Origin of the sequence: Calothrix sp. NIES-3974 (assembly GCF_002368395.1) — a bacterium.
Classification (GTDB): Bacteria; Cyanobacteriota; Cyanobacteriia; order Cyanobacteriales; family Nostocaceae; genus NIES-3974.
Genome location: NZ_AP018254.1, coordinates 3,344,521 through 3,360,107, shown reverse-complemented (window position 1 = coordinate 3,360,107; position 15,587 = coordinate 3,344,521). Strand labels below are relative to the sequence as shown.

Here is a 15,587-nt window from a genome sequence, read left to right as displayed (position 1 = left end):
TGATTTTTTCGTTCGTTTTGCGGTTTAGTACTCACCACATAAGTTCTGAAGGGTTCGTGGAGTGGCTTGAGCTTTGAAAAAACCTGATTACAAAGTGCTATACCCACAGGGTTGTCGTAGACTAGCGCAACTACCTACCTTTCTTCACCCATCAAAATTAATGCGGTGGAGTACTACTATGAGTGGGTTGGGAATTGAAGGAAGTTAAACAAAGACGGAAATACATCACCCGGCGAAGTTTACATAAATTATTAAATTGATCCAATTATTATGGAATCACGAAATTACCTGGGTTAATTGCATTTTTCAAATCGCAAACTATAATATATATTTCGCAGTTTGCGGGATCAGCTAAGAAAATTTATGGATTTAGGTAGTTTTTTACAACCAGATTTGATTCTAGAGGATTCGGTACTCACATTAACACCAGAAATTGTCCAAACCTATGGGTTAAAGGGTTTAGTGTTGGATGTTGATGAAACCCTCGTCCCGTTTACTGTGATGGAGGTGTCTCCCGAATTGCGAGCTTGGATCGAGAAAATGCGTCAATTTGTGGATTTATGGCTAGTCAGTAACAATCTTTCAGAAGCTCGAATTGGAGGTATTGCGCGATCGCTCGATCTTCCCTACTATTTGGGTGCAGGTAAACCATCCCGTCGCAAAATTCGCTCTGCTCTAGAACAAATGAACTTACCTGTCCATCAAGTCGGGATGGTGGGCGATCGCCTATTTACGGATGTATTAGCTGGAAATCGTTTGGGAATGTTTACTGTTTTGGTGGAACCAATTGTCCATCCTGGGGTTGCTGTTCGCAAACACCCGATTCGCAATATTGAGGTGTTGATTTCGGAATTTTTAGGTGCTTCCATCAAACCCAAGCAACATCGTGTCACCAAGCTTCACAAACCTTCAGACAAGTAAAGCTAAAGAAATAATTAAAAAAAATATTGTGGATACAAAAATTGTAAATAATGGAAGTATAGATAATAAGGGGCAAAAAAGACTATAAAGCCCTAAAAATAGTAAATATTTTTAAATTCCGTCAAGCGTCAATCCCCACTAAAAGGAGACTGGCGCTTATTTTCATGTCAAGGTATGTTGACATGATGTTTTCACTATGACCCAGGTGTACATCTAAGACAAATCCAGGTAAAACATCTTCTCCAGATATGCTCAAAACTAATGGTGATGGCGGTCATAGGAAGTGCTTGGGGTTGGGTAATGGTTCGAGAACAGGGTATCATCAAATTTATAGGGAGTAGGGGAAAAACCACTTTCATCTCCAAGAGAAACTGCGCTACCCCCATCTACGGTTTTGGTGTCAGTAGTAGATGTAGACTCTTTCCTGTCACCTATTCCCTATTGAATTGCCTGATCTCCAGTTTATCTTCCCATCCATGTCGGAAACAATTGTTGTCAAAATTGGTACTTCGAGTTTGACCCGTCCGGAAACAGGACAACTCGCGCTATCGGTGATTGCTACCTTAGCGGAAGTCCTCTGTTCCCTACGACAACAAGGACACCGAGTAATTTTAGTTTCATCGGGAGCGGTGGGGGTCGGTTGTGGTCGATTGGGTTTAAGCGATCGCCCTAAAAGTATTGGTTTAAAACAAGCAGTTGCAGCCGTGGGACAGGGGCGATTAATGCGGGTATATGATGACTTATTTGATACTTTACAGCAGCCGATTGCCCAGGTGTTATTAACCCGTCATGATTTAGTGTCACGGCATCGCTATTTGAATGTTTTGAACACCTTCAGGGAATTACTAGAGTTGGGAGTAATTCCGATTGTGAATGAAAATGATACCGTGGCGGTGGATGAACTGAAGTTTGGGGATAATGATACCTTATCGGCTTTGGTGGCTAGTTTAGTGGAAGCGTCCTGGTTATTTTTACTCACGGATGTGGATCGGTTGTATTCGGCTGACCCGCGTTTGGTTCCCGATGCACAACCAATTACCCTGGTGCGCGATTTAAAGGAATTGGCCAGCTTGCAAATCCAAACTGGTCAACAGGGTTCTCGCTGGGGTACGGGGGGAATGGTGACAAAAATTGCTGCGGCTCGCATTGCCACCTCCGCAGGAATACGGGTTGTGATTACCGAAGGTTCCCAGCCAGGAAATATTCCCAGAATTTTGCAAGGGGAAACCCTGGGAACCCAATTTGCTCCCCAACCGGAACCGACATCCGCTCGCAAACGTTGGATTGCCTATGGGTTAATTCCTCGAGGAAAGTTGTATGTAGATGATGGAGCGAAAAAGGCGATCGCTAGTGGAGGAAAATCCCTATTAGCTGCTGGAATTACAGAGGTGGAAGGGGATTTTGATGCAAATGATGCGGTTTTACTGTGCGATCGCAATGGTCAGGAAATAGCTAGGGGTTTGGTGAACTATACTAGCTCAGAATTACAACGCATTCGCGGTCAACATTCACGGGAAATATCCAAGATTTTGGGATATGAAGGAGCGGAAACCATCATCCACCGTGATAATTTGGTTTTACTTTAGAGGATATTTTCAAAGTCGATCTGAATACTTAACAACAGAGGCGGCATGTCGCCTCTGTACAGTTTATAATGACGAATATACCGTTTGAGCCTATTGACTGGCTTCCATAAGTAGTTGATAAAGTATGAATAATACTTGACCAACATCCTCTTGAATCCCCATTTGAAGTAAATTCTGAAAACTCACTCAAATTTTGATACATTTTCTTCCCCTGCTCCCCAAAGCTTCCCGTCAGGTATCAACTTCAAGGTCAAACGGTATTACCTACATTTCTCACAAGGGAGTGATAAGCCTTGAGTAATGGGTTAATTTTCCTACTACTCCCCTGGAGACGACCCGGTGGGTCGTCTCTACTCCCCGCTCCCTACTCACTGAAAGCTTTAGGAGTTTGTGCGAAATCCGGGATTACATGTACTGCATGACCCTGGAACTGTAGATGGGCGTAGCGCAGCTTACCTTGAAGATGAAAGGGGTTTTTTTCCTACTCCCAAGTCCCTCCGCATCCAACAAGGGAGAGACTGTCAACAATGGGTGACAGTTTATCTGTTATTATCTATAGATAGGATAGGTTTTTTCTGAGGATATCTCCTATCATTATTAGTAATCAATTGCATCATTTCTCTGAATCATCAAATTGAGACAAGGTATTGCATTGTGTACCTGCGATCGCCTATCCTCAATATAATAGGAATTTACACCTAAATTAGTATACTCTTATCTATTTGCTGCTTGGAAAGTATTTTCCTCCGATTCGATAATTACTTGATTTGACATCTCCGGAAGTTTATCGATGGGATGATACCAAAATCAAGTTTTTTTGGTATTGGGACAACTTTGGGAAGCAGCAATATTATCACATTGGTTTGCAGTTAATTGGTTGAATAGATTGTTGATTTGAGGGGTATGTTCTCCTGACAGTAACCCATAGATTTCAGTCTCTTGCTACTTGACTATTACGACTAAAAATGGAATATCTCATATATACTTCGGTGTTTTTCCATCCAGAAAACAGACCTCCAATTAAAAATCATATACAAAATTCTCGCGAATCCGGGAGCAAAATATAATTGATTTCAGCTTTTTGAAGTTGAAAATTTTAACCCCATATCCTGGAAATAGACTGTATTTGTCTGATATCCATTCCCTCTAGAAACTGTAATTATCTTTTACCAACTACCAACAATTTCGATGTTAGAAGCATGTATACTGGCAACAATTTTCTGTGGTTTTTTCGGAATTATCTGGAAACAAAACCTGGTGATGAAAATTATCTCGATGGATGTGATGAGTACGGGGGTTGTTGCCTATTTTGTGATGATTGCCTCACGCACAGGTTTATTTACACCAATCCTTGACAGTCAAAAAAATGTCGCCTACGCCGACCCGGTTCCCCAGGGGGTAATTTTAACAGCAATCGTCATCGGTTTTTCGATTCAGGCCGTGATGTTAGTAGGTGTGATGAAGCTATCGCGAGATAATCCGACCTTGGAAACCAACGAAATTGAGAAAAACAATACTCCATGAATATAATTACTATTGTCTGGGTCGCCTTACCTTTCTTTCTCGGATTTTGTATTTATTTATTGCCGAGAATCGATCGCTATTTGGCACTATTGACAACTCTGATTTCCACAGCCTATGGACTAAGTTTATTATTGACATCTTCCTCCTTGCAGCTACAGTTATTAGATAATTTTGGTGTCACCCTCGTCGCAGATCAACTCAGTGGTTTGTTGATTTTAACCAATGGGTTAGTGATGACGGCGGTAATTATTTACTGTTGGTCTACAGATAAAACGGCTTTTTTTTACATGCAGACCATCATTTTGCATGGCAGTGTGAATGCAGCCTTTATTTGTGGTGATTTTGTCAGCTTATATGTAGCTTTAGAAGTAATTGGGATTGCAGCATTTTTATTAATTACCTATCCCCGGAGCGACAGAACAATTTGGGTGGGATTGCGCTATCTGTTTATCAGTAACACAGCCATGCTTTTTTATATGGTGGGAGCAGTACTGATATACCAGAATCATCAATCTTTTGCCTTTACTGGTTTAGGTGATGCACCCACCGAAGCGATCGCATTAATATTTTTAGGGCTATTAACCAAGGGGGGAATTTTTTTATCCGGGTTTTGGCTACCCCTGACCCACTCCGAATCCCAATCACCCGTGTCCGCGATGTTGTCGGGAGTTGTGGTGAAAACAGGAGCCTATGCTTTAGTGAGAATCGCTTTACAGGTGAATGAGGTTAGTCCCATTGTGCAGATATTTGGAGTCGGGACGACCCTGTTGGGGGTATTTTATGCCATTTGGGACAAAGACACCAAGCGGACTCTTGCCCTTAGTACTATTTCCCAACTAGGTTGGGTGGTGGTTGCACCGAAGGTGGGGGGTTTTTATGCCTTGAGTCATGGACTGGTGAAGGCAATTATGTTTCTGAGTGCGGGAATTCTCCCCAGTCGGGACTTTCAGGAATTACAGCAAAGACCCATTTCCACTAGGGTGTGGATAATTCTGGTTACAGCTAGCCTATCGATTTCCGGTTTTCCCTTGCTGGTGGGATTTGCAGCCAAAATGGGGACATTAAGTAATCTGACTTCATGGCAAGCGATCGCCATGAATATCGGTGCAGTGGGAACAGCCATCGTCTACGCCAAATTTATCTTTTTACCCCACAAATTGCAAACCTCCAACCAGGAACAAATCGACCCCAACTATTATTTTGCCGTCACTCCCCTGATTGCGGGATTAATTATCGCCAACCTCGGCTACCTCCAAGCTTATACCCTCAATAAAATGATTAAAGCGATCGCGATTATTGCTGTGGGGTGGTTGGGATACTGGTTGATTTGGCGGCGCACGGAATTAAAGCTACCACGGATAATCGAAAAATTAGAGCATTTAGTTGGGTTAATGAGTTTAATGCTGATGTTACTACTGGGAATGGTACTGATATGATTGGATACTTAAACTTAATCTTACGACTAGTGATCTGGTTTTTGCTGACAGCCAATTTTAGTCCAGCAAACATCATGATTGGGATTGCGATCGCTTTAATATTACCTGGAAGACCCAAATCTCTAGGAAGATTAAGAGATTGGCTACTGGCTTTATGGGAAACCCTAGTCGCCGTTCCCCAAGCCTACATGGAAGCCGTGGAAATCATGCTCTTTCCCCACAACTACGAAGAAGTCACCCTGGAAAAAGTTCCTCTACGTCGCACACCAGGATTAGTGTTTTTAGATGTATTCGTGATTACCTTCACCCCCAAAACCATTGTCTTGAAATACCACGAAGACGGTTGGTACGAAGTTCACCGCATCTGTCGGAGGAAAAAATAAATGAACCTAGTTTTGATTGCCATGATTGGAGCGCTGCTCATCCCCATGTACGAAGCCTGGAAAGACGAGAACATCTGGCAAACCATGCTAGCCTTCGCCAGTATCGCCACCAAAACATCCGTCATGATTTTGGTGGTATCTGTCCTCCGTAACGACTGGATGATTGGTGTAGTTGGTGTCATCATCCTCAGTGTTGGTAATGCCGCCTTAATGCTTCTTGCCCACATCATTAGACGGATTAATGAATCATGATAGATATAATTAGTTATACTTTGATTACCATTGGCTTAATATTCTGGTTTTGGGGAACTTTTCCCTTGTTGGGCAAACGCTCAGTTCTATTCAAACTCCATAGTCTATCGGTAGCAGATACCCTAGGTTCAATGACAATTGTCGTTGGTCTGCTATTAAAAATACCGAATGAATGGCCATTACTGCTGTTAGCAATTATTTCCCTGGCAATTTGGAACACCGTTCTTGGTTACGTACTAGCCTACTGTTCGAGTAGCGGTAATCAAGATGAAGATATATCAGTAGCGGAACCCTATCAGTAGCCGAATCCTCCTCCATCCACCCATGAATGACACCTATTTTTACCTTATTATTGCCCTCATGCCCCTGTCCGCCTCCATGTTAGTATTTCAAACTAACCCCTACCACGCTTTAGTGGTACGAGGAATATTAGGAGCAATATCAGCTTTAGTTTATGCCCTACTGGGAGCCGCAGATGTGGCTTTAACGGAAGCTCTGGTGGGGACAATGTTATCAATTACCCTCTATGCGGTGGCGGTCAGGTCATCCCTAGTAATGCGTTTAGGCATACTTAAAGACAATCTTCACCCGACTCCCACTGGTTTCCCCCCAGAGCTACTGGAACACCTACGCCAAATATTCCACAAACGACATATGCGTATAGAACTTGTCCCCTACGAGGATATGCACACTCTACAGGAAGCTTTAGAAGCCAAAGAAATTCATGCTACCTGTACCTGGGATTCTCCCCTAGAGTCGCCGACAGGAGAAGAAATAAATTCATCAACATCCTCTCCCACCTACCATACTACCACCAGGGTACAACGCATATATGACATTATTAGGACTGAACTTTCTTTACCAGCCACTAGCCTTAGTTACGTAAATCTTACAGGTACGCAGGAGAAACACAAATGAAGATGAAATGGGTGTATATTGCAGCTGGAATTATGATATTTGCGAAAATGCTGGTTATTCCCCATCCGGCTCCTGATTTATCGCAGACATCGTTTGTGGAGCTAGTAGTCAAAGATAGTGGAGTTCCCAACGCCGTATCCGGTATAATTTTTCGGAATCGTCTCTACGATACCATTTTTGAAGTCGTAGTATTTACTATAGCCATCCTGGGAGCAAAATATCTCCTTGCTGACGAAAAACCCACCCATGTGATCCACCAATTTACCGACAAACCCTCCATCGTCTTAGCCAGGTTAGGAGCGACTATTTCCGCATTGGTGGGGATTGAATTGGCAATTCGCGGACACCTTAGTCCTGGTGGTGGATTTGCAGCTGGAGTTGCAGGGGGAACAGCCATTGGTTTGGTGGCAATTACCTCATCAACGGAGTGGATGCAGGGGATATATCAGCGTTGGCAAGCAGCACGTTGGGAAAAGGTCTCGGTGCTGATTTTTCTCGTCTTAGCCGTGATTACCCTTGCGGGATACGAATTACCCCACGGTCAACTGGGAGAGTTGTTGAGCGGTGGAGTTCTTCCCCTCTTGAATATTTTAGTTGCCATTAAGGTCGCCTTGGGGTCTTGGGCTGCTATTTTAATTTTCATCCGTTACCGAGGCTTATTGTGAGATGTCATTTCCCTGCAAGACACTTTCAAACATCAAAACCCCAATTTTACTGATAAATCGGGGTTTTTTCGCATATAGCTAAAGATATAGCTGGGAACAGGGAAAGGATTTGAAAGCCTTTTATGATTTCATCGGTGTTAGTAGTGCATTTAGACTATTCCCTGCTCCCCACTCCCTATTCACTTTGATTTGCAAGCAAGTTAGATTTTATCTGCTGTTGAATGTAAAAAGGTTTTCAACTGCTGTTTAATTGCTTGTTCCGTTTGAGCAACCTTGGCTCCTGCTTGAGCGGCTTTATCCATCGCTTGAGCTTGATATTGGTCTACAGGGGAAGTTTCTCCATTCTCCATTCTGATTTTAGTTGCTTGGTAGGAAGTTTGGGCACTTTGCCAACGTTGCTTAATTTGAGTATAGCGATCGCCGTATTTTTCCGTCAGGCTAGTATCCCATTTTGCTAATAGTTCCTGTAGGGAAGCGTTTTCTTGGTGTAGGGAAGCAAACAACTTGGCTTTTAAAGCATTAAATGCTGCCAACAACAGGGAGAGAAAACTACGGGATTCTTGTTTTTGGTTGGTTTCTACTGCAACTAAAGCTCCATCAACCGCTTCTAAAATTTGTTGCTCTTGCGCTTGAGTTTCGCTTGCTACAGATTTATCACTAACTCCAGCAACCGCACCTTCCATTGCAGCCATTACTTCATTTTTAGCCTGTTTTCCTTTACTTTTAAGATGTTCGATGACTGCGGTGACTGCATCTTGAGTCAGAGAACGAATTTCTGTTGCTCCTCCTTTCAACTCATGCATTGCATCACCCACAGCAACCTGGACGATTTCGCGAATCCGTTGAGTTCTTGCACTTCCTTGTTCTTTGACCTGTTCTAAATCTTTGACAATACGCTCTTTGACTGTAGACATTTATATTTCTCCCAATTCAATTATCCAATTTAATCACGACACTACGACTAGATATTTTGGGAAAATCCCAGAAGTTTTGCGGTCAATCAGAATCTCCAAAATAGTAAATAAAATATAAAATTGAATCTTGAGTCGAAAAGCTGACTGCTAACTATTGACAACTAACGACTTTTCAGTTACACCTACAATTGAAGTTAGCTTCCTCAAATTGTGAATACTTCTATCTAGGGAACTAATTTTCACCCATACCTGGATGGTAGTAAATAGGTCTGGAGCTAGGTGACAATCAAGGGAAAAGATTCAAATTTAGGATTTTGACGAGTTGCGTTTCAATATGAGATAATTCTAAGTATATAGCAAGCCGATTTCTGTAGTAAAAAATATCGGTTTTGAGTTGATCATGCGGGATTGTCAAGGGTTAATGCTCAACAACCCTAGATGTAAGATGCTATATAAACTTAAAAATAATCAAATTAACACAATGTCACGAAATATTAAATAGCCCGAAAACCTAATTCTCTTCCCTACGGACTGATGAGTGGTTTAATTTGTCACACACATCTATTTGACTGCGATCGCCTCAACATCAATCACATGATTGACGGGAATCGAATCAACCGAAGTCGTTTCCGGTTGTTGAGAAGAATTTTTTCTCCGATTTTGTATTTGTTCTAGCAGTATTTGTGACACTTCCGCGACCACAAAGCTCACGATAATTCCATCATCAATCCAACCTAACAAGGGGATAGCATCGGGAATAATATCGATAGGATTGAGAAAATAAAATAATCCCGCAATGATACCTAACCACCGATATTTAGGATTGCGTAGGATTTTGCGAATCCAATTTTGTAAGATTTTACTGAAAAAATTCTTTTTCATGAATCATTCCTCTACCGCACAAATTTATCTTGGCAGATTGTCACAAATAAATCTGGTGTAGATAACCATTTATTTTGTCGTGAAACTACACCGTACCGAAAATTGACGGTAAACCGTAAAAGTTGGTCTAGGGAAAATCTTCAGATGAAACTGTAGGGAAATAGGAATATAGGATTACTCCCTAGAAAAAATAAGGTATGGGGAGTAGCCTATATGTATTGCTAACACCAGAAAGTATGAAAACGGTTTTTCCCCACTAACTTGAAAGTGAGTAGAGAGTGAGAATAAACTATTTTCCTGTTTAGTTGTAATTTTATTCCCAAAATATTGCCATTGTGTTAGCGCGTAACTTCTCATTATGAAAGTTTGGTGTCTAACGAAGAAACTGATAATACACCCTATTTTCAGATGAAGTTAGTAAGAAAAATTGTGGAAAATATATTGATTATTAATATTTTCAAATCTATTGCAAAGGGCTATTGTTTCCCATGATTCCAATTATTATAGAAGTTAAAAGTTAAATGCTATCCAGTCAATACTTAAATATACGGAAGTAAAAAAACAACTTCAGTGATATAGTATTATAGTAACCCCAAATAAATTATGAAATCTTTTATATATAGTCGTTGACTGTTAACAGTTGACAGTCATCAGTTTCCCACAGGATACAACTAAAACCGATATTTTTACTAATTGAATAGGATTATTGTAGCTAATTTTTGGGAAAACAAAGAATTGAAAGAAATGATAGCAGACAAGCAAGATTTTTGTTTTTGTACATATGCGGGAGGTTCCACATATCGGACTTTTGCTAAAAATTTAATTAATGATATTCAAAAATATGCACCAGGCATAAGTATTATTATCTTTACAGATAAACCAGATGATTTTACAACATTTTCTCATGCTTTAGTTTATAAACATGAAAGAAAAGGTGTTTTACATTACCATGAGCGTAGATTTGCGATCGCTAAAGCTTTATCTATGTTTAAGTCTTGCATGTATATCGATGCAGATGTCAGAATATGCGCTCCATTTGTTCGCAGGGAATGGCTTCCAGGTATCACAGCTAGAAGTTGTTGTGATATGAAAAAACATTTTCAAAAACGTATGGATAATAGTAATCCTAACTTGACTCAGGTCATCCGCAAATATAATTTTGTGAAACTTTTAGCGCAAAAAATTGGTGTCGATTTAGAACAGGAAGAAGTTAAATGGATCTATGAATTTTTATTTGTTGTCACCCAAGATTCAGGAAAAGAGTTAGAATTTTTAGAGTACTGGGATAAGCTGGCTCTTTATTGTGAATTAAAAGGTCTCAACAAACATCCAGCTTATGCGATGGGTCTAGCTGCAACCAAAGCTGGTTTAAAAGTGAGACATGATGTGATGGATGGAATCGATTTTATGGATGATAGAATCGAAAAAATCAGAATTTCCACCGGAGAATCTCAAGTGGATACAAAAAAAACTTTAATGCAAGCGCAATATCAAATTGAGTATGCGAAAAAGTCCCTATTTCAGGAAGTAAAAACAAAAATTATAACAAAAATAGAATACATATATTACTATTTTCGCCTTGCCATTAAAACGGTAATCCAGGATTATAGTTTTTACTATGATTCAGAAGTTTTTTAATTAGAATAATCTATATGCATGTTTGTATGAAAAGTTTATGAAAATGTTAGATAGTAAAAAAATTATAAATTTATATATTCAAGATGTAGCACTGATCTATTTAGGAAACATCCCAATTTTGTAAAAACATATTTTGTCATTGCAGTGCAAGGAAGTAATCACAAAATCCATCACTCAGAACGAGTCCATCGACTCCAGAAGGTCGTACTTCTAATGCAATGACAAGATTATTCTTTTAGCAAGCAATACATCTTAGGATGCACCCTACATCTCTAGGAACAGGGATTTAATCTATTATTCAGTCAACTACCCTGAAAATAAGGTAAATAATTATTTGGCATCATGAAAATGATGATTTCAATGAAATCATCAAATAGTTAACTGACATTAAATCAGGTTATTGCATCCTCAAAATATCTACGCATGTAAAAGTGTTTTAGCTAAATATTTAATGAACGCAAAAATCCTTTAATTTGTGTGATATTTCGCTGCCAATAATTGGGTTGGGGAAAGTTGGCTGGTGGTAAATTGGGATTTAAATTTCGATAATATTCCCAAATATCCCAATAGGGACAACCAGGTTGAATCCGAATTCCAGCCCAGTGAAGATATTGAAGTTTTTGATTAACCTTGGGGTCAATAAGAGTATTATCTTGTTTTTGAAAATAGGGTGTACCAGCCCAATTTCCAGGTGCTTTTTCCGGACGACGTACAATATTAAAACGTTTAGGAATTCGTTTTAATAGCATGTAATTAATAATTGGTTGGTCAGAGGTTTTTTCAGAAAAATCAAAGTATTCGGGGTGCTTGGCACATTCTGTGAATACTTCGTATAAATCCTGTTCCGAAATGAGATTTTTTTTGGAACCCCAAAAACCACCATTAAATATATCTTTTACTTCTGTCTCACTAAAAACTTTTTCCGTTAACACTTGCTGGGAGAAGACATTCCTAATTCCCCCTGCGTGTTGATAATCGCAATTGATAAAGTCATAATCCTGTAAATAATTGAGATTATCAGCAATCTTTTCAAAAACAACTATATCTGTGTCAATATATAAAAATTCATCAAACTCACCAAACCAACAAGCTTGTTTGCGAAACTGATTAGGACGGGCAAAAAATTGACCACCAAAGGTTTCATGGAGTTTGGTTGATAGTCGTTCGATAAACTCTAAATCCCCGTATAATTCCACATTGTAATGGGTTTTTAATAACTCAGCAATTTGTTGGTAATTATCATCATAGGGAATCATTAGCACAGGGGTTTGTTGGTCATATAAACGAATACTATTTAACAGTGCGATCGCATGGTCGATTACTTTGTCATTCGCAATAATATAAATGCCACGTGTCATCATATTTTTACTTGATATTTTGAAGATTTAGTCTTGACAATCAATCCAATTGACTTCGGTAACTAATTTATAGCTAAGTTTACTATCACAATAATTATCGAAGATATATCCCCTATCTTCCGTATTTATTTATAAATAGGGGAATTCTGGATAAGTGTTGAGTAACGGATTAATATTTCCAGCACTTCCTACATCTTGACTGCGGATTTAGTTAACCTACTGCTAATCCGATTTTCTTTAAAACGCGTTTAGTAAGGGAAGGAGGTGCATCATATCGCTGGGGACGACCAGAAAAATTAGGTCTTGCTTCAGGTGTATGTAGATATCGATAATGTAAAAATACATCTCGATAGGGAAAATCTAAATTCTCTCCTTCACAAACACGATTAAATAGTTTAGAAGATAAACCAATATAATGCAGATAAGTTAAACGTTGACCCTTATCATAAACAATATTATCTTTGACAGTAAAATGTTCGGAAGTTACAGAATTACCCGTTTTCAATTCCGCAGGTAAATTCAAAGCAAAGTTATAAAACGAAGTATTAGTTCTCATCCGCATATAATTCAGAACAGATTGGTTGGGAGCAGACATATACAAAACATCAGATTCTCCCTCATTTAATTTACTTAATAACCATTCCCTTTGTTCTGGAGGAAAGGTACCCCTTTTGGATGCATAAAAGCCAGAACAAAAAATTTCTGTGTCTATCTGCTGTTGGCTAAATATTTTTAATAGTTGCTCTGATTTTAAGTTGAAAATATGACCAGGGTCTTTATACTGAAAATCATAGACAACAAAATCTTGATGTTCCAACTGTTGAAAAATAAAATCAAGCGGCTGCATTACTAGTGTATCTGCATCTAAATAAATAAAGTTTTCAAATAAACTATCAGCATCAAATGCGCAATAACGCCGATTTTCACCCACTCTATAAAACTTTTTAATTCCCTTTTCCTGCCAAATTTTAATTGCAGTCGGATGGGATTTCCACACTTGATGAGAATATTCTTCCCAACGAGCAAAAATATCTGGATTATCTAACAAAGTCACATTCTGACGTGATGCGACTTCTGCTTTGACTTTTTCAATTTGGTCGTTGTATGCGATGACGCACACGGGTACATCTCGACCTGCATTGGCTTCAATACTATTTAGTAAAGCTACCAATTGGTTATAAACAACATCATTGGCTAAAGTATAAATTCCATTTTTCATCTTTTTATCCTTGTCTTTCTACAAAATTTGCTAACCAATTCATCAGATTTAATTCATGTAAAATGATTTGTCTTGCTTCGGCGATCGCATCCTTTGCTGCATACCAAGCATCAGGATTTGCAGTCACTTCCTGGATATAAGCAATACCTTTTGCGTCTAAACTAGGTAAACGTAAAAAACTACCTGGTGGTAATAGTTTATCCGCAGCAGAACCACCATAATAAATTGGTAAACACCAAGCTAAAAGTGCATCCCATAATTTCTCGCTCACATACCAGCTATTACCACTATAATTTTCAATGGCTAAATTATAATAATAGGGAGACATGGCATACCATTTATTAGCTAATTCACCCAATGATTGCACCCAGCTAGGTAAATCTCTTCCATAGAAATCAACTTTTACACCACTTGTCTGTAGGGATTTTAAAAACTCTAAACGCTGACGATGATTTGCAGTACGACTAATTCCCGATGTAATCCAACTACAGGGAGAAATTTTTTCTGGTGGTGGCATTTCGTTTAAATCACGAAATGAATTGTTATGATACCAAATAGCTGGCATATAGTCAGGATTTGGAGCAAAATCATCCGGACCTGAGACATAACCACAATATTTTTCTGCTTCTTGATAGGCTATTTTGTGTTTTTCTACTACTTCATCTAGGGGTGGTTCACGCAATAAGTAAATAATATTTTCTTTCCTCACTCCCCGGAATAACGATTCAATTTGAATTTCCGGTTGTTTGGAGCGGCGAAATGAAGATAAAAATGATTTTTTTTGATGTTTTTTGGGAAAATCAAACTGATACATTAATAAATAATCAGGTATGGATGCAGTTGCTTGGAGTTGGATATTTTTCCATGTTCCGAAAGGGTAGGGTGTTTGTTGCCATAGCCAATCTGCTCTGTTTGCAAGTGCGCTATAGCTGCTAATCATACCAATAGTTTTTTTCTTCATATTCTGGGAGATGAATATCTAGATTAATACATTTATTAGCTATTGAGTAAATCCATCACCTGTTCATAGAAATCACGATTGCGATCGCGATTTTCAACTAAACTCTCTGGATAGGTTTGAGATTTTTTTAAATACTCCTTCCAGTCTGGATGGTGACAGATAAATTTATTCTCGTAAAATGATTCATGGAGGGTTTTACCAAATAGGGATACTTTAAACTGTGCTTGGAACCATTTTTGGACGGGATATATTCCTGGAAGATGTTTTAATGTGTAAAATTTACTGGTGAAAGGGAAGGCTAAAACTTTTCTTCCTAATAATGTTCCCCAATATGCACCATGATAGGAACTAGTGAGGATGGTTTCCCCTGAACCGAGGAAATCGAGAATTTCTTCTAGATTTTGATTGCAATTTGTCATCCTGGGGAAAGGAGGAAATTCAATTTGGAATTTCTTGTGGGAAAAGACGACAAATTCATGTTTGACTTCCCGTTTTTTATCAAAACTGGGGTGCATACAACTTGCACAGGGAACCCAATTACCATAGTGGTAATCTCGAATTCCCACCAAATCGAATCCTTCGGTGTAGGGAGTATAATCGAAATTTTTAATATCTAAGGGTGAGTAATCACGATATATTTGTTGACCAATACCCCAAATGATTAATTTAGTCTGGTGATTAGCATGATTTTTACGGTGTTGAGATAAGACTTTAAAGGTTTCTAAAAACCGGGAAAACGCCAGACCACCACCACCAATAATAACATGTTTACCTTGAATATGATTAGCTGTTAAATTCCGAATATCAATATTTGCAAAATTATAGCCAGGGAATTCAAAGTATTGATAGGGGGCAGAGAATAAATCACCGATGTTTGTGTTATCAATGACGTAGGAGTTAATTATTTTTGACATATTTACATAGGTGATG

The 15,587-nt window shown here is 39.0% G+C and carries 16 protein-coding genes; 10 read left to right on the top strand and 6 right to left on the bottom strand.

Features of this window, described 5'->3' with window-relative positions; genetic code table 11:
* The first annotated feature begins 363 nt into the window (after positions 1-363).
* The 9 genes from CDC37_RS13460 to CDC37_RS13420 all read left to right on the top strand — a co-directional run bounded on the left by CDC37_RS13460 (position 364) and on the right by CDC37_RS13420 (position 7,685).
* Positions 364-921 carry a YqeG family HAD IIIA-type phosphatase gene (locus CDC37_RS13460; protein WP_096622481.1) on the top strand — a complete coding sequence of 186 codons (558 nt, stop codon included), beginning with the start codon at positions 364-366 and terminating at the stop codon, positions 919-921.
* Positions 922-1,397: 476 nt separating this feature from the next.
* Positions 1,398-2,507, top strand: a complete 1,110-nt coding sequence (gene proB, locus CDC37_RS13455; protein WP_096622480.1) for a glutamate 5-kinase — start codon at positions 1,398-1,400, stop codon at positions 2,505-2,507.
* A gap of 1,188 nt (positions 2,508-3,695) precedes the next feature.
* Positions 3,696-4,031 carry a cation:proton antiporter subunit C gene (locus CDC37_RS13450; RefSeq protein ID WP_096622479.1) on the top strand — a complete coding sequence of 112 codons (336 nt, stop codon included), beginning with the start codon at positions 3,696-3,698 and terminating at the stop codon, positions 4,029-4,031.
* Positions 4,028-5,467 (top strand): cation:proton antiporter, encoded by a 1,440-nt coding sequence (locus CDC37_RS13445; protein ID WP_096622478.1) that lies wholly within the window; start codon positions 4,028-4,030, stop codon positions 5,465-5,467. The genes CDC37_RS13450 and CDC37_RS13445 overlap by 4 nt, the downstream gene beginning before the upstream one ends.
* Positions 5,464-5,850: a Na+/H+ antiporter subunit E gene (locus CDC37_RS13440; protein WP_096622477.1), complete on the top strand. Its 387-nt coding sequence runs from the start codon at positions 5,464-5,466 to the stop codon at positions 5,848-5,850. Before CDC37_RS13445 ends, CDC37_RS13440 begins: the two co-directional genes overlap by 4 nt.
* Complete coding sequence (locus tag CDC37_RS13435) at positions 5,851-6,102, top strand: hypothetical protein (protein ID WP_096622476.1); 252 nt, start codon at positions 5,851-5,853, stop codon at positions 6,100-6,102.
* On the top strand, positions 6,099-6,404 hold the full coding sequence (locus CDC37_RS13430) for a monovalent cation/H(+) antiporter subunit G (protein WP_096622475.1): 306 nt from the start codon (positions 6,099-6,101) through the stop codon (positions 6,402-6,404). Before CDC37_RS13435 ends, CDC37_RS13430 begins: the two co-directional genes overlap by 4 nt.
* Positions 6,405-6,426: 22 nt before the next feature.
* Positions 6,427-7,020, top strand: a complete 594-nt coding sequence (locus CDC37_RS13425) for a DUF4040 domain-containing protein (protein WP_096622474.1) — start codon at positions 6,427-6,429, stop codon at positions 7,018-7,020.
* 2 nt (positions 7,021-7,022) lie between these two features.
* A complete protein-coding gene (locus CDC37_RS13420) occupies positions 7,023-7,685 on the top strand; it encodes a Na(+)/H(+) antiporter subunit B (RefSeq protein ID WP_096622473.1) in 663 nt (220 codons plus the stop codon).
* Positions 7,686-7,885: 200 nt separating this feature from the next.
* On the opposite strand, the gene CDC37_RS13415 is transcribed toward CDC37_RS13420, so the two are convergent.
* Positions 7,886-8,599 carry a hypothetical protein gene (locus CDC37_RS13415; protein WP_096622472.1) on the bottom strand — a complete coding sequence of 238 codons (714 nt, stop codon included), beginning with the start codon at positions 8,597-8,599 and terminating at the stop codon, positions 7,886-7,888.
* Positions 8,600-9,160: 561 nt separating this feature from the next.
* Positions 9,161-9,481: a YkvA family protein gene (locus CDC37_RS13410; RefSeq protein ID WP_096622470.1), complete on the bottom strand. Its 321-nt coding sequence runs from the start codon at positions 9,479-9,481 to the stop codon at positions 9,161-9,163.
* Positions 9,482-10,174: 693 nt separating this feature from the next.
* Here CDC37_RS13410 and CDC37_RS13405 point away from each other — a divergent pair.
* Positions 10,175-11,119: a hypothetical protein gene (locus CDC37_RS13405; RefSeq protein WP_096622469.1), complete on the top strand. Its 945-nt coding sequence runs from the start codon at positions 10,175-10,177 to the stop codon at positions 11,117-11,119.
* A gap of 440 nt (positions 11,120-11,559) precedes the next feature.
* Here CDC37_RS13405 and CDC37_RS13400 read toward each other — a convergent pair whose 3' ends face one another.
* The 4 genes from CDC37_RS13400 to CDC37_RS13385 all read right to left on the bottom strand — a co-directional run bounded on the left by CDC37_RS13400 (position 11,560) and on the right by CDC37_RS13385 (position 15,571).
* Positions 11,560-12,477, bottom strand: a complete 918-nt coding sequence (locus CDC37_RS13400) for an Npun_R2821/Npun_R2822 family protein (RefSeq protein WP_096626193.1) — start codon at positions 12,475-12,477, stop codon at positions 11,560-11,562.
* Between the two features lie 211 nt (positions 12,478-12,688).
* Positions 12,689-13,696: an Npun_R2821/Npun_R2822 family protein gene (locus tag CDC37_RS13395; protein ID WP_096622468.1), complete on the bottom strand. Its 1,008-nt coding sequence runs from the start codon at positions 13,694-13,696 to the stop codon at positions 12,689-12,691.
* 4 nt (positions 13,697-13,700) lie between these two features.
* Complete coding sequence (locus CDC37_RS13390; RefSeq protein WP_096622466.1) at positions 13,701-14,657, bottom strand: glycosyltransferase family 10 domain-containing protein; 957 nt, start codon at positions 14,655-14,657, stop codon at positions 13,701-13,703.
* 35 nt (positions 14,658-14,692) lie between these two features.
* The gene (locus CDC37_RS13385) at positions 14,693-15,571 is read right to left on the bottom strand and encodes a polysaccharide pyruvyl transferase family protein (protein ID WP_096622465.1); all 879 of its coding nucleotides are present in this window, start codon (positions 15,569-15,571) and stop codon (positions 14,693-14,695) included.
* Positions 15,572-15,587: the final 16 nt, after the last annotated feature.

Excerpts from the sequence above, each read along its gene's own strand:
- CDC37_RS13460 (WP_096622481.1), top strand. The coding sequence starts at position 364 with ATGGATTTAGGTAGTTTTTTACAACCAGATTTGATTCTAGAGGATTCG.
- proB (WP_096622480.1), top strand. The coding sequence starts at position 1,398 with ATGTCGGAAACAATTGTTGTCAAAATTGGTACTTCGAGTTTGACCCGT.
- CDC37_RS13450 (WP_096622479.1), top strand. The coding sequence starts at position 3,696 with ATGTTAGAAGCATGTATACTGGCAACAATTTTCTGTGGTTTTTTCGGA.
- CDC37_RS13445 (WP_096622478.1), top strand. The coding sequence starts at position 4,028 with ATGAATATAATTACTATTGTCTGGGTCGCCTTACCTTTCTTTCTCGGA.
- CDC37_RS13440 (WP_096622477.1), top strand. The coding sequence starts at position 5,464 with ATGATTGGATACTTAAACTTAATCTTACGACTAGTGATCTGGTTTTTG.
- CDC37_RS13435 (WP_096622476.1), top strand. The coding sequence starts at position 5,851 with ATGAACCTAGTTTTGATTGCCATGATTGGAGCGCTGCTCATCCCCATG.
- CDC37_RS13430 (WP_096622475.1), top strand. The coding sequence starts at position 6,099 with ATGATAGATATAATTAGTTATACTTTGATTACCATTGGCTTAATATTC.
- CDC37_RS13425 (WP_096622474.1), top strand. The coding sequence starts at position 6,427 with ATGAATGACACCTATTTTTACCTTATTATTGCCCTCATGCCCCTGTCC.
- CDC37_RS13420 (WP_096622473.1), top strand. The coding sequence starts at position 7,023 with ATGAAATGGGTGTATATTGCAGCTGGAATTATGATATTTGCGAAAATG.
- CDC37_RS13415 (WP_096622472.1), bottom strand. The coding sequence starts at position 8,599 with ATGTCTACAGTCAAAGAGCGTATTGTCAAAGATTTAGAACAGGTCAAA.
- CDC37_RS13410 (WP_096622470.1), bottom strand. The coding sequence starts at position 9,481 with ATGAAAAAGAATTTTTTCAGTAAAATCTTACAAAATTGGATTCGCAAA.
- CDC37_RS13400 (WP_096626193.1), bottom strand. The coding sequence starts at position 12,477 with ATGACACGTGGCATTTATATTATTGCGAATGACAAAGTAATCGACCAT.
- CDC37_RS13395 (WP_096622468.1), bottom strand. The coding sequence starts at position 13,696 with ATGAAAAATGGAATTTATACTTTAGCCAATGATGTTGTTTATAACCAA.
- CDC37_RS13390 (WP_096622466.1), bottom strand. The coding sequence starts at position 14,657 with ATGAAGAAAAAAACTATTGGTATGATTAGCAGCTATAGCGCACTTGCA.
- CDC37_RS13385 (WP_096622465.1), bottom strand. The coding sequence starts at position 15,571 with ATGTCAAAAATAATTAACTCCTACGTCATTGATAACACAAACATCGGT.